The following is a 13,301-nucleotide window of genomic DNA, read 5'->3' as shown; positions in this document are numbered from 1 at the left end:
AGAGTACAACATGGCTGAAAAAATTATCATCGCAACCGACAAAGCCCCACAAGCAATTGGCACTTACTCACAAGCCGTTAAAGTCGGCAGTACCGTTTATCTTTCAGGTCAAATTCCATTAGATCCAAAAACCATGACCATGGTAAGCGATGATTTTGCTGAACAAGTCGTGCAAGTTTTCGAAAATTTATCTGCGGTATGCGAAGCTGCAGGCGGAAAAATGAGTGATATCGTTAAGTTAAATATCTTCCTGACCGATCTGTCTCATTTCGCCACAGTTAATGAAATTATGAGCCGTTATTTTCAACAGCCTTACCCTGCTCGTGCCGCTATTGGCATCAAAGCGTTACCAAAAGGGTCATTGGTTGAAATGGACGGAATAATGGAAATCTAAGCCCAACGGTATAATATTGTTTAAAGGCGCCTAGAGCGCCTTTTTTATTATCTGTGGGCCCCCCATTGTAGAGTATTTACTCAATACCTATTGTTAATTCAGCAGATCCTGCTAACGTGTTTATAATGTTACCTTGCACACATAGTGTGCAATTGTTTGCGCCAGCGCACAAAAATAGCCATAATAAGTTTATAAAGACCTACAATAACAATAAAGAACTATGGAAGCGTCTATGGAAAATTTAATTAAAACGCCGGTTGAGATGTTGTCTCATTGGGTTGATACACAAGGCGATAAAGTTTACCTTCGCCAGCCAATTGACGGTAAGTATGTGGATTTCACCTGGCGTGAAGTTCAACAAAAAATGCAACAAATTGCAGGTTCACTGCGTCATTTAGGTCTAGAACGTGGCGACAAAGTTGCTGTACTGTCTAAAAACTGCGCCGAGTGGTTTATTGTCGATTTAGCATTAATGTACGGTGGTTACATTAGTGTACCGGTTTATCCAACCGCGAATGCTGAAACCATTCGCTATATACTTGAACATAGCGGTGCCAAAGCCATCTTTACCGGCAAGCTCGATCATTGGCCTGAACAAGAAGCGGCTGTGGGCGGTGAAATCCTCCGCTTAGCCATGCCTTATGACACTATGCCAGCTCAATATCATTGGCAGCAACTGTTAACGCTGGGTCAGCCGCTTGTTGACGAGCAGCTGCCAACGGCTGATCAAGTCATGACACTCATTTATACTTCGGGGTCAACCGGCAAACCCAAAGGCGTGATACAAACCTTTACCAGCTATTGTTGGGCCTGTGAAGCGGTCATTCGTGATTTACAAACCAATACGACTGACCGACTATTATCTTACTTACCTCTGGCACACATTACTGAACGTGTGGCGATAGAAGGTTCATCATTCTATTCTGGAGCAACGATTTCTTTTGTAGAAAGCCTCGACTCATTTGTTGATGATATTCAGCGTTGTCGTCCAACGATATTTTTCTCCGTGCCGCGCTTATGGACGGTATTTCAATTAAATATCATCAATAAAATTGGCGTCAAAAAACTCAACACATTACTGAAATTACCCATTATTAGCAGTATCGTTAAGCGTAAAATTAAGAGCGGTTTAGGACTCGATCAATCTCGCTTAAATGGCTCAGGTTCCGCGCCTATCCCACCATCATTACTGCAATGGTATAACAGCATCGGCATTGATATTTGTGAAGCGTGGGGTATGACCGAAAACTGTGCTTACTCGATAATCAATTACCCATTCAATGCCAAGAAAATTGGCACGGTTGGCCGTCCGGTTGAAGGATGCTTAGTGCGTCAAACTGAACAAGGTGAGTTATTAGTCAAAAGCCCAGGCTTAATGAGTGGCTATTACCTACAAGAAGCCGCTACCGCTGCAGCATTTACTGAAGACGGCTTTTTCCTCACTGGCGATTTGTGTGAAATCGACGAAGACGGTTATATCGATATTACCGGTCGAGTCAAAGACAACTTTAAAACGTCAAAAGGCAAATATGTTTCACCGGTACCTATTGAACGTAAATTGGCTCAAGATTCACATATTGAGTTGATTTGTGTTATTGGTTCTGGCTTACCGCACCCTATCGCTTTGGTGCAGCTTTCTGAAGGTTCAAAATTACAGCCGCGCGAGGAAGTAAGAACCTCATTAAAAGAGAACCTCGACAGTATTAATCCCAAGCTTGAATCACATGAAAATATTGATGCCATTATAATCGTAAATGATGACTGGACCATTGAGAGCGACGTATTAACGCCGACGTTAAAAATTAAACGTCACGTTCTGGAAAAAGCATTTAGCGCCAAAGTAGAAGGTGTCCGCGGTGCTAAAGTACGTTGGGAAGACGAATTATAATCACCCACTAAATGATTAACTATCTTAAAAAAAATACACGCAATATGCGTGTATTTTTTTGACATATTCTGTCAATATACGCCCCATCAACTATATCAATCTTGTTACACACCCTTACTTAGGCAGAGACTCTCATGCTCATTGCGTTAACCATTATCGGCGGTTTTATCATTTTAACCTTTGGTGCAGAAGCTCTTGTGCGCGGAGCCAGTGCTGTAGCGCTTCGTTTAGGCATTGCACCACTGATTATAGGCTTAACTATTGTAGCATTTGGTACTAGCGCCCCTGAATTGGCGGTAAGTGTAAAATCGGCATTAGCAGGTAACCCTGGGATTGCTTTAGGTAATGTGGTGGGGTCCAATATTGTCAATATCGGCTTAATTTTAGCTATTACCTCCCTTATTCGCCCTATTACAGTGCAATCTCAAATGGTTAAGCGCGACATCCCTATCATGATTTGTGCATCGGTATTAATGTGGTTTTTACTGCTTGATGGTGAAGTGAGCTTTATCGACGGTGCCATTTTATTCAGTGCACTTGTTAGCTATTTAGTGTTTAGTTATGTCAGCGCCAAAAATAATCCCGAAGATCTTGATCTTGATGCCAGCCCTCAACACCCAGGGTTATCAATAGCATTAATTATTATGGGTATCGCTATGCTGGTCGGTGGTGGCATATTATTTGTTAATGGTGCTGTGGATTTAGCCAAGCAATTTGGCATTAGCGAAGTCATCATCGGCTTAACTATTGTGGCGATTGGCACCAGCATGCCAGAACTTGTCACCTCGGTGATGGCTGCACTGAAAGGTCAAAGTGACATTGCCATCGGTAATGTGGTTGGATCAAACATTTTCAATGTGCTCGGTATTTTAGGCGCAACGGCGTTAATCCACCCTGTCTCCGCTGCCGGATTTAACCAAATCGATTTTATCGCCATGCTGATCTTTGCTTTCATGGTATTACCGTTTGCTTGGAGCGGCTTACGTATTGGCCGCCGTGAAGGTGTAGTGCTTCTGGCGGGTTACTTAGGTTACACCAGTTACTTAGTCATGCAGGTTGGGTAATTTTACGAAGCTATTTGTCAGAAGTGATTAATAAACTCAATGCAAGCAACCGAATTGATGCCGCCAGAATCGCCAAACAAAAGGGTTGGTTATAATTAGCGGCTTAATATTGCCTTGTATTGAAAGTCTGCTAAGATACCTTAAACATATGTATATAATTACAGTGATTCGAAATTGACAGTTTGAAATTACAATGCTTTTTTACATCTTTAATCACCAACTTGGGGTGCGCACAATTTGCTACGACTGGATCTTGTTCCGATCACCGACCTTAAAGGTGTTGCTAAAAAGGTCGCGGAAAAACTGGCTAAGTTAAGTATTAAAACAGTACAAGATGTACTGTTTCATTTACCCCTGCGTTATGAAGACCGTACGCAAATCTACCCCATTGCCGCGTTGCCTCCTGGCAGTTATGGCACCATAGAAGCCGAAATTCAGTCGACTCAAATAATGCAAGGTCGGCGACGTATGCTAATGTGTAATGTTCGCGATCACAGCGGAATGATGAGCCTGCGTTTTTTTAATTTTTCAATGGCACAACGTAACGCCATGGAAAATGGATCCACCATTCGGGCTTACGGTGAAATACGTCGCGGCAATCATCACAAAGAAATTGTTCACCCCGAATATCAAATTATTCATCCTGGTGGATCAGTCACATTAAGCGACACACTAACGCCTATATACCCGACAACAGAAGGGGTAAAACAAGCCAGTTGGATAAAACTGACCGAGCAAGCCTTAACCATGTTAGATGATGGTGGATTGCCAGAATTATTACCCAATGGCCTGCAGCCAAACAATATAAGTCTTCGCGATGCGCTGCATATTTTACATCGTCCCCACAGCTCGGTATCACCTGTTGAATTAGAACAAGGTCAGCATCCGGCACAGCAAAGGTTAATACAAGAAGAACTGCTTGCTCATAACCTCAGTATGTTGCAACTACGCCAACGTAGTAACCAAGATGCCGCAGTGCCTATGCCTGCAACCGGCCAATTATCAAGCCCTTTTTTAGCCCTGTTACCCTTTAAGCCAACGGGGGCACAACAGCGCGTAGTGACCGAAATCCGCCAAGATATTCAGCATCCAACGCCCATGATGCGTTTAGTTCAAGGTGACGTTGGCTCAGGAAAAACGCTGGTGGCGGCGCTTGCAGCATTGCAGGCTATTGAAAACGGATACCAAGTGGCCATGATGGCGCCGACCGAGTTACTCGCTGAACAACATGCCAGCAATTTTGCCGCATGGTTTGAACCTCTGGGAGTGAAAATAGGTTGGTTAGCAGGCAAACTCAAAGGTAAAGCTAGAGTCCAATCCCTTGAAAACATTGCCTCTGGTGCAGCCCAAATGGTGATCGGTACTCATGCGATATTTCAACAAGCGGTGGTATTTAACAAACTGGCGCTGATTATTATTGACGAGCAACATCGTTTTGGCGTTCATCAACGCTTAGGTTTACGAGAAAAAGGCGTCAGCCAAGGCTTTCACCCGCACCAGTTAATTATGACGGCCACGCCAATTCCGCGCACCTTAGCCATGACAGCCTATGCAGATCTTGATACCTCGATTATTGATGAACTTCCCCCAGGGCGCACACCCGTGACGACCGTTGCCGTTGCTGATAGCCGCCGCGAACACGTTATTGAGCGAGTCAAACAAGCAGCATTACATGATAATCGCCAAACTTATTGGGTATGTACCTTAATTGAAGAATCTGAAGTGCTTGAATGCCAAGCTGCTGAAGACACTGCAGCGGAACTCACCATAGCATTACCTGAACTCAAAATAGGCTTGATCCATGGCCGAATGAAAAGCGCTGACAAACAGGCCATTATGGCGCAATTTAAAGCGGGTGATGTAAACTTATTAGTCGCCACTACCGTCATAGAAGTGGGTGTTGACGTACCCAATGCCAGTTTAATGATCATCGAAAATCCTGAACGATTAGGCCTAGCGCAGTTACACCAATTAAGAGGTCGAGTCGGCCGAGGCGCGGTAGCCAGTCATTGCGTGTTACTCTATAAAGCGCCATTGTCGCAAACGGCCACCAAACGCTTAGGTGTTCTGCGAAACAGTAACGACGGCTTCATCATCGCCCAAAAAGATCTCGAAATTAGAGGGCCTGGTGAAGTGCTCGGGACAAAACAAACAGGTTTAGCCGATCTCAAAATCGCAGATTTACTTCGCGATCAACACTTAATTGAACCTACTCAAAAATTAGCCGTACACGTTAACCAGCAAGTGCCACAAAACGTAGACGCTATCATTCAACGCTGGATAGGTGATAGACAACAATATGTCCAAGCATAATACAATACTAATCGTAATATATTGTTCATTATCATCAGTTATCACTAGACAAGTCAGCCGAATATTGCAAAATGGTACTATGCACAATTTTTCGACTCCACCTAGATATTTGTACCGATTAGCAATCACACCAAGGAATTGAAATGCAAGTTAATGAAGAAGACCGAATTACCCCTCCAGGTTCTGAAAAGCCAGGGTCTAACAAGATGTTAATCGCTATCGCGGTGATTGCATTGTTAGGCGCAAGCAGTTATTTCTATTTTACCAGTGATGACACTGATGAATTTGAACCCGTTGTTATCACCCCAGTTGAACTGCCAGAATCAGTTCCTGAGACGCCAATAGAGCAAACGCCTATTGAAGAACCAGAAAGCATTGCCACAACAGATGATGTAGTGCCCACTGGAGAATCCGCTGCCGCAACGATAGAGCCACTCCCCACCTTAGATGAGTCTGATGATTTTGTAGAAGCAAAAACATTAGCCATTGCTAACGGCATGAAAATTGCGCCAATGATCTTGAAAAAAGACATTGCCCGCCAATTTGTGGTATTTGTCGATAACTTAGCCCAAGGCAATATGGTGCGTAAAGCGAGCCCGTTAAAAGGCCCCGATACAAAATTTACCGTGAGCGAAATAACCAACAAAATCTATCTTAATCCAGACAGTTATCATAGATATGATTTATACGCTAATTTTATAGAGGAGCTGAGTGATAAAGATTTAATCAGTACTTACAATGAGTTAAAGCCATTATTTGCCGAAGCTTTTACTGAACTAGGTTACAGTAACATTGACTTTGATACGCGAATGCAGCAGGTTTTCAGCATGGTTGCTGATGCGCCCATTATTGAAGATCCTATTGAATTATCATCGATCAGTGTTAACTATAAATATGTCGATCCCAATCTTGAGGCATTACCCAATGCACAAAAACTGTTGATCCGCATGGGGCCAGAAAACGCTCGTAAAATCAAAGCAGCAGTCAAGAAACTACAACAAAGCTTTCCGAGCCAATAAGCTATTACATCAAGCGGTAAAGCTATTTTATTAGGCTATAAGCAATCAGCGCGACGTTTACCGTCGCGCTTTTTTATTGCACAATCACTTTGTTCAATAAACCCTCTGCTATTAGCCTTTTTCGTCCACACGACTTCTTATCTACATTCACTTCAGTGTACAATCGGCAAGGTTAACGAATATTCATTATTGGCATGATTATTATTAACAATTAGATAAGGATAGCTAGGCAGTTATAGAGGGAATGTAGTGCAATTAGTATTTGATCTTCTATCATGGGGTGCATGGTCTGCGGACTTTCAGACAACAGAACGTTGGCAGCAATGGCAACAGCCTAATGGCGACTTGTCGCCAAAATCTGACTCACCAGCATTAGCACACATTCCTGCCATGCAACGTCGGCGCTTTAGTCGCTTAACCAAAATGATGCTAACCGCGGCATACCAATGCCAACCCGATATGCATTGCCGTAGTATTTTTGCATCTCGTCATGGTGAACTTACCAGAACCTTAGGCTTACTTAAGGATATTGCCCAGCAGCAAGCTTTATCACCAATGGCTTTTAGTCAATCAGTGCACAATACTGCCAGTGGTATTTTTGGTATTGTGAATGATAATACTACGACGTCTACATCCATTGCTGCGGGTGAGCAAACCCTCACACAAGCACTCATTGAAGCCTACGCTCAATTAGCACAATCCCCATCGCCAGTATTGGTTGTCTTTGGTGACGATCCGGTTCCACCGGTATACAGTGAATTTATTCACGAGGTCGAACTTCCTCTGGCATTCGGTTTGTACCTTGCACCACTCAATAACATCGCCCACCGAGCTGAAAAGCAGGCTATAGCACCCGAATTACATCAAACAATGCCTCAACGGACGACTCTACGCCTGTCTGATCATCCACTCGGATTAGGCCCTCTTGACAACCAAAAACACCAAGACAACATCAGCTTGAGCGAGTTAATCCATCATATTGCCAGTGCAAAGAATATCCAGGGTAAACTGTGCCATTGGTATTGGTCACTTGAACATCATGACTAATCAACCACACAAACCACAACATGCTGATGCTATTGAGCAAAAAAAATCCGCCGCGCCGAAACTGCGCGGATGTCGTTATGTACCTCGCTGGATTGGCGGTGTGCTTTGTTATATTGCTTTTGGTTTAGGTGGACTGCTCTGCTCATTAACTATTTTACCCATATTACAACTTTGGCCCACTAAGCCAGAGCTGCGGGTTGCACGGGTACAAAGATTAGTCAGCGGGATGTTTAGAGCATTGGTCGCCATGCTCAGTTTTGCTGGGGTGATTACAGTTAACACTAAGAATATCGAAACACTACAGCAAGCAAAGGGGCAGATTGTCATCGCCAATCACCCAACATTAGTGGATGTGGTAGTATTAATTAGTCTTATGCCGAATGCGGGTTGTATTGTAAAACAAGGCTTATGGCGTAATCCATTTATTCGCGGCGTACTCGCCAGTGCCGGTTATATTCCAAATCGTGGCGCTGATTGGCTACTAGATGACTGCTTACAAGTGTTGCAAACCGATACCAATTTAATTATTTTCCCTGAAGGTACGCGAACATTAACCGGTAATATCGTTAATCCTTTTGCTCGCGGGGCCGCCAATATTGCGCTACGCACCCAAACAGATATTTTACCTGTGGTATTACGTACTGATGTTGCAGGGTTGACCAAGCAACAAGCTTGGTACCAAATTCCACGGCAAACCATCAATATGTCAGTAGAAATAGGCACAAGCATGTCATACCTGCTGTATGATGTTAAACAAGGTAATGAAGCCAAAATGGCTCGACAGCTGACGCGCGACTTGCAGCAGTTTTACCTTGATACACTTAAACAGCCTATCAAGTCACATTGATAGCCATACTTATAAGAAAAACAAAAAAATGAACTTACACAATCAAATAAAACAACTGATCATCGATTGCTTAGATCTAGAAGATGTCACTGTCGATGATATCGAAACCGATGCAGCCTTATTTGGTGACGGTCTAGGCTTAGACTCGATCGATGCACTCGAATTAGGCTTGGCCATTAAGAAAGAATTTGATATCAAAATTGAAGCAAATTCTGATGCGACTACTGCACACTTTTTCAGTGTTGCTAGCTTAGCTAGCTTTATTGAATCTCAACGTGTTTAGGAGCCTGCATGCAAAATCGTGAACAAATTCTCGAAATGCTTAGCGCCATTTTAGTTGAAGATTTTGAAATAGATGCGGCCGATATCACTCTAGAAGCTTCTTTGTATAAAGACCTTGATTTAGATAGTATTGATGCGGTTGATTTGGTGATTAAATTGCAACAGCGTACCGGTAGAAAAATTCAACCTGAGGCATTTAAAACCGTTCGCACAGTCGATGATGTCGTGAACGCCATTGAAGGATTAATTAAAAGCTAATGCGGTTAATCCTGCAGATTATTACTACTTTAGTCATTATTGCTTATCCTTTAGCAGTGTACTTTGGATTGCAGTATTTACCACCGGGCACCATTGCTTTGCTGCTTTGTTTGTTATTATTGATGCGGTTTATGGTCACTAAGCAACAAGTGAAATCCATGACACTGCCAATACTGATTGGCATCGGATTAACCGCAGCCAGTTTTATTGCTCAGCGTAACGACTGGTTACTATACTATCCGGTGGTGATAAACCTGAGTATGTTAGGATTATTTGGTTACTCACTGATTAATGGCCCAAGTATGATTGAGCGCTTAGCACGCTTAAAAGAGCCTGATTTACCAGACTCTGCTATTCCATACTTACAAACCATTACCAAACTTTGGTGTGGGTTATTTATTGTTAATGGTGCAGTGGCGACCTATACCGCCATAGCAACAAGCATTGAAATATGGACACTTTACAACGGACTGATCGCCTATCTGTTTATGGGTATGCTACTCAGTGGTGAATGGATTTATCGTCGTTTTTGGTTGAAAAAACATGAATAAGCTTTTACTCAATTGGTTATCCACAGGGCCTGCCTCACAGCAGCTGATAAGCTTTGACCATCATGACATCATGACGGGATCATTGTTTTGTGCGCACGTTGCCCACCTCCATGCTCAACTGACCCAAAGTGCTGCTAAGCGTTGGTTGCTTGCAGCCAAGCACAGCGACTTATTTGCCGCAGGCTTATGCGCGGCCTTGTTAGCCGGTAAACAAGTAATATTACCCGCCAACACCCAAAGTGGTACCTTGAGTCAACTCAACCACGAATTTGATGCCATTATTGCCGACACGCCCTTATGTGAAGTGGGTGAGTATATTGCGCTCAAAAAAGAATTAAGTTTACCCGCAGCGAAATGGCCTAAATCAGAATCATTAGGTGAATTAATCTTATTCACCTCTGGTAGTAGCGGCCAGCCCAAAGCCGTCAAAAAAACGCTGCAGCAACTCGATGCCGAAGTCAGTATTCTTGAACAAACCTTTGCCGAACATTTACCTCATTGCTCGGTGGTATCGACGGTTTCGCATCAACATATCTACGGTTTATTATTTAAAGTTCTGTGGCCTTTGGCCGCGAGCCGAGCTTTCTTAAGTGAACAAATCGACTTTCCAGAAACCCTTAGCTACTACCTGGCCATCATGCCAAATTTGTGTTTGATCAGTAGCCCCGCTCAATTGACTCGCTTACCTGATGCGCTTGATAACCAAAAGCAACAACGCATTCCAAGCTTAATTTTCAGTTCTGGTGGACCATTAAATTTTGATGCTGCCCAGGCGGTTAAGCAATGTTTTTATCAATTGCCAATCGAAATATTTGGCAGTACTGAGACCGGCGGTATAGCCTATCGACGCCAGCAGCAACCACTGCAACCATGGCAAGCCTTTACCCAAGTCAACATTGATATAGATCCCCAAGACGGGGCTTTGATGTTGCAGTCAGTTTATTTAGACAATCAGGCCCAGTGGCTGAGGTGCGATGATAAAATTGAACTGTTAACTGATGGCCAGTTCCGTTTATTACATCGCCTTGATCGCATTGTGAAAATTGAAGAAAAACGTTTGTCATTAGCCCAAGTGGAGCATTTACTGCAAACCCATCCTTTTGTTCGCGAAGCGGCCGTCACGGTATTAGAACAACCGCGTACCATGTTAGGTGCGGCAATATGCTTAAGCGAATTAGGCCTTAAAACACTCGAAGCGGAAGGGAAATTAGCGCTCAATAATGCGTTGAAAAACCACTTATTAAGCCAGTTTGAGCGCATCACCTTACCAAGACGCTGGCGTTATCCTGCACACTTGCCACTCAACAGCCAAGGCAAGCGTACTCAAGCAGAAATTATAGCCTTATTTAGTCATGATTAAGTCAGAATTACCCCATATTGTTAGCCATCAAGGCGGTAACAATCTCTATCAATGGCGTTTATTTGTTAGCGCAGATTTAGCCTTTTTTAATGGTCATTTTCCTCAGCAAGCCGTATTGCCTGGGGTTACCCAATTGGATTGGGCGGTCAAACTTGGCTGTGAGGCATTTGGTTATTCAGCCACTATTGCCACATTAGAAGTGCTTAAGTTTCAACAACTCATATTACCCGACACCTATGTTGATTTGGTGATTGAACATCAAGTCCAAAAAGCAAAACTGATTTTCAGTTATCGCGATCAAGATAAACGTTTCTCTTCTGGGCGCATTGTGGTCAAACCCGCGTTGGTCACTGCTGCGCCGACTGCCATTGAGAGTAACCCATGAAATTGACCTTGGTTATCCCCAACTACAATCATCATATCGCCATTGAACAAACCCTAACCAAGTTGGCAAAATTCAACCTGACCTGTTATCTAGTTGATGATGGTAGCCAAGATGAAACCCGCTATGTATTGCAAGCTATGGCGGACAAATTTAGCTGGGTAACCCTCATCAGCCATCCTTTTAATCGCGGTAAAGGTGCGGCAGTGACCAGCGGTCTGCGCCAAGCTTACCGCGATGGTTTCACCCATGCATTACAGGTTGATGCCGATGGGCAGCATAATTTAGACGATATTCCGTTAATGATATCGAGCTGCGAACAGCACCCACAGGCATTAATATCTGGCCAGCCGATTTATGATGAGTCCGTGCCTAAAGGCCGTTTATACGGGCGTTACCTCACCCATTTGTGGGTATGGATTGAAACCTTGAGTTTTGACATTCAAGATTCTATGTGTGGTTTTCGGGTCTATCCATTAGCGGCTACTGAACAGTTATTCAGCCAGCAAGCTTTGGGTGAGCGGATGGATTTTGATATTGAAATTATGGTCAGACTGCACTGGCAGGGTACGCCAGTCATTCATGTGCCAACTAAAGTGATCTATCCTGAAGATGGCATCAGTCACTTCCAAGGCGTGCAAGATAATGTGCGGATCAGCTGGATGCACACCCGGTTATTTTTTGGCATGCTCGCTCGCCTGCCGCGCATTATCAGCAAACAACTTTTACAGCAAAAAGATCCACCACCAGAGCAAGCTCAGTCGCAAAAACATTGGTCGACAATGACAGAGCGTGGCAGTTTTTGGGGCATCAAACTGTTAGCTGAATGCTATCGTCTTGGCGGGCATTGGCTGTGCCGGGCAATGATGTATCCGGTAATTTGTTATTTTTTCATAACGGGATCGACGGCTCGACACGCATCATTGGATTTTTTACGCCGCGTTCAACAGCTACAACCTCATCACCCTAATCTCAGTAGCGAGGTTAATTGGCGCGATAGCCTTAAACATTTCTTTGCCTTTGGCAATGCCGCCCTCGATAGAATGGATGCTTGGTGCGACCGAATTAATCTAGAGCAAGTCGACTTTAACGACCGAAAAATACTCGCAGACCAAGTGGCCACAGGTCGAGGTGCAGTATTGATTGTGTCGCATTTAGGCAATATGGAATTGTGTCGCGCTATCTCTGTCCACCAGCAAAAGGTGAAAGTGAATGTGATGGTGCTAACCCAACACGCTGAAAATTTTAACAAGGTACTGCAGCAGCTTAATCCACAAAGTAGTCTTAACTTAATCCATGTCAATGAGCTTGATCCCAGTACCGCCATGTTACTGCAGCAAAAAATTGATCAAGGTGAAATGGTGGTTATTGCCGCGGACCGCACCTCGTCTAGCAGCCAAGGTCGCGTCACCTATTTGCCCTTTTTAGGCCAAGATGCTGCGTTTCCACAAGGGCCATTTATTTTAGCAAGCTTACTCGACTGCCCTGTTTACAGCTTATTTTGTATTCGCCAGCATGGGCGTTATCAAGTACATGTAGAACATCTAAGCGACAGCTTAAAAGGTCCACGAGCAGGCAGAATTGAACGCTTAACCGACGCCATGAGCCAATATAGCCAACGCTTAGCGCACTTTGCCCTACAGGCTCCGATGCAATGGTTTAACTTTTTCGATTTTTGGCGTAGAGATGAATTGATTACTCGTCCTGTTTCACGCCCAGGTACAGCACCTAATTCAAGTACAGCGACTAATTCAAGTACTGCACCTAATTCAAGTACAGCGACTAATTCAAGTACTGCACCTAATTCAAGTACAGCACCTAATTCAAGTACAGCACCTAGTTCAAGTACTGTACCCAATAACAGCACAACGTCACCCCGTCAGGATAACTAATTCA

The 13,301-nt window shown here is 43.8% G+C and carries 13 protein-coding genes and 1 pseudogene; all 14 read left to right on the top strand.

The window, feature by feature from the left end:
* Positions 1–10: 10 nt before the first annotated feature.
* The 14 genes and pseudogenes from ridA (at position 11) to AAEZ00_RS00865 (ending at position 13,297) form a co-directional block, all read left to right on the top strand.
* On the top strand, positions 11–394 hold the full coding sequence (gene ridA, locus AAEZ00_RS00930; RefSeq protein ID WP_101033074.1) for a deaminase RidA: 384 nt from the start codon (positions 11–13) through the stop codon (positions 392–394).
* Positions 395–626: 232 nt separating this feature from the next.
* Positions 627–2,282: an AMP-binding protein gene (locus AAEZ00_RS00925; RefSeq protein WP_335686679.1), complete on the top strand. Its 1,656-nt coding sequence runs from the start codon at positions 627–629 to the stop codon at positions 2,280–2,282.
* Between the two features lie 134 nt (positions 2,283–2,416).
* A complete protein-coding gene (locus AAEZ00_RS00920) occupies positions 2,417–3,346 on the top strand; it encodes a calcium/sodium antiporter (protein WP_351088051.1) in 930 nt (309 codons plus the stop codon).
* Positions 3,347–3,348: 2 nt separating this feature from the next.
* Positions 3,349–3,441 (top strand): annotated as a pseudogene (locus AAEZ00_RS00915) (DNA-binding response regulator); the annotation flags it as partial.
* Positions 3,442–3,583: 142 nt separating this feature from the next.
* Positions 3,584–5,659, top strand: a complete 2,076-nt coding sequence (recG, locus tag AAEZ00_RS00910) for an ATP-dependent DNA helicase RecG (protein WP_351088049.1) — start codon at positions 3,584–3,586, stop codon at positions 5,657–5,659.
* A 143-nt stretch (positions 5,660–5,802) separates the two neighbouring features.
* Positions 5,803–6,678 (top strand): DUF3014 domain-containing protein, encoded by an 876-nt coding sequence (locus AAEZ00_RS00905; RefSeq protein ID WP_351077630.1) that lies wholly within the window; start codon positions 5,803–5,805, stop codon positions 6,676–6,678.
* Between the two features lie 249 nt (positions 6,679–6,927).
* On the top strand, positions 6,928–7,725 hold the full coding sequence (locus AAEZ00_RS00900) for a beta-ketoacyl synthase chain length factor (protein ID WP_124013190.1): 798 nt from the start codon (positions 6,928–6,930) through the stop codon (positions 7,723–7,725).
* The gene (locus tag AAEZ00_RS00895) at positions 7,718–8,572 is read left to right on the top strand and encodes a lysophospholipid acyltransferase family protein (RefSeq protein WP_124013189.1); all 855 of its coding nucleotides are present in this window, start codon (positions 7,718–7,720) and stop codon (positions 8,570–8,572) included. The genes AAEZ00_RS00900 and AAEZ00_RS00895 overlap by 8 nt, the downstream gene beginning before the upstream one ends.
* A 28-nt stretch (positions 8,573–8,600) precedes the next feature.
* Positions 8,601–8,855 (top strand): phosphopantetheine-binding protein, encoded by a 255-nt coding sequence (locus tag AAEZ00_RS00890; protein WP_101033081.1) that lies wholly within the window; start codon positions 8,601–8,603, stop codon positions 8,853–8,855.
* Positions 8,856–8,863: 8 nt separating this feature from the next.
* Positions 8,864–9,112 carry an acyl carrier protein gene (locus AAEZ00_RS00885; protein ID WP_101033082.1) on the top strand — a complete coding sequence of 83 codons (249 nt, stop codon included), beginning with the start codon at positions 8,864–8,866 and terminating at the stop codon, positions 9,110–9,112.
* The gene (locus tag AAEZ00_RS00880) at positions 9,112–9,663 is read left to right on the top strand and encodes a COG4648 family protein (RefSeq protein ID WP_101033083.1); all 552 of its coding nucleotides are present in this window, start codon (positions 9,112–9,114) and stop codon (positions 9,661–9,663) included. The genes AAEZ00_RS00885 and AAEZ00_RS00880 overlap by 1 nt, the downstream gene beginning before the upstream one ends.
* Positions 9,656–11,023 carry an AMP-binding protein gene (locus tag AAEZ00_RS00875; RefSeq protein WP_124013188.1) on the top strand — a complete coding sequence of 456 codons (1,368 nt, stop codon included), beginning with the start codon at positions 9,656–9,658 and terminating at the stop codon, positions 11,021–11,023. The genes AAEZ00_RS00880 and AAEZ00_RS00875 overlap by 8 nt, the downstream gene beginning before the upstream one ends.
* Positions 11,016–11,408: an ApeI family dehydratase gene (locus tag AAEZ00_RS00870; protein WP_101033085.1), complete on the top strand. Its 393-nt coding sequence runs from the start codon at positions 11,016–11,018 to the stop codon at positions 11,406–11,408. The genes AAEZ00_RS00875 and AAEZ00_RS00870 overlap by 8 nt, the downstream gene beginning before the upstream one ends.
* On the top strand, positions 11,405–13,297 hold the full coding sequence (locus AAEZ00_RS00865) for a glycosyltransferase family 2 protein (protein WP_351077637.1): 1,893 nt from the start codon (positions 11,405–11,407) through the stop codon (positions 13,295–13,297). Before AAEZ00_RS00870 ends, AAEZ00_RS00865 begins: the two co-directional genes overlap by 4 nt.
* Positions 13,298–13,301 lie beyond the last annotated feature (4 nt).

It is taken from the genome of Shewanella sp. S1-49-MNA-CIBAN-0167, assembly GCF_040310145.1.
Taxonomy (GTDB): Bacteria; Pseudomonadota; Gammaproteobacteria; order Enterobacterales; family Shewanellaceae; genus Shewanella; species Shewanella psychromarinicola.
This window is presented reverse-complemented; position numbering and strand designations above follow the sequence as displayed.

Excerpts from the sequence above, each read along its gene's own strand:
- ridA (WP_101033074.1), top strand. The coding sequence starts at position 11 with ATGGCTGAAAAAATTATCATCGCAACCGACAAAGCCCCACAAGCAATT.
- AAEZ00_RS00925 (WP_335686679.1), top strand. The coding sequence starts at position 627 with ATGGAAAATTTAATTAAAACGCCGGTTGAGATGTTGTCTCATTGGGTT.
- AAEZ00_RS00920 (WP_351088051.1), top strand. The coding sequence starts at position 2,417 with ATGCTCATTGCGTTAACCATTATCGGCGGTTTTATCATTTTAACCTTT.
- AAEZ00_RS00905 (WP_351077630.1), top strand. The coding sequence starts at position 5,803 with ATGCAAGTTAATGAAGAAGACCGAATTACCCCTCCAGGTTCTGAAAAG.
- AAEZ00_RS00895 (WP_124013189.1), top strand. The coding sequence starts at position 7,718 with ATGACTAATCAACCACACAAACCACAACATGCTGATGCTATTGAGCAA.
- AAEZ00_RS00890 (WP_101033081.1), top strand. The coding sequence starts at position 8,601 with ATGAACTTACACAATCAAATAAAACAACTGATCATCGATTGCTTAGAT.
- AAEZ00_RS00885 (WP_101033082.1), top strand. The coding sequence starts at position 8,864 with ATGCAAAATCGTGAACAAATTCTCGAAATGCTTAGCGCCATTTTAGTT.
- AAEZ00_RS00880 (WP_101033083.1), top strand. The coding sequence starts at position 9,112 with ATGCGGTTAATCCTGCAGATTATTACTACTTTAGTCATTATTGCTTAT.
- AAEZ00_RS00875 (WP_124013188.1), top strand. The coding sequence starts at position 9,656 with ATGAATAAGCTTTTACTCAATTGGTTATCCACAGGGCCTGCCTCACAG.
- AAEZ00_RS00870 (WP_101033085.1), top strand. The coding sequence starts at position 11,016 with ATGATTAAGTCAGAATTACCCCATATTGTTAGCCATCAAGGCGGTAAC.
- AAEZ00_RS00865 (WP_351077637.1), top strand. The coding sequence starts at position 11,405 with ATGAAATTGACCTTGGTTATCCCCAACTACAATCATCATATCGCCATT.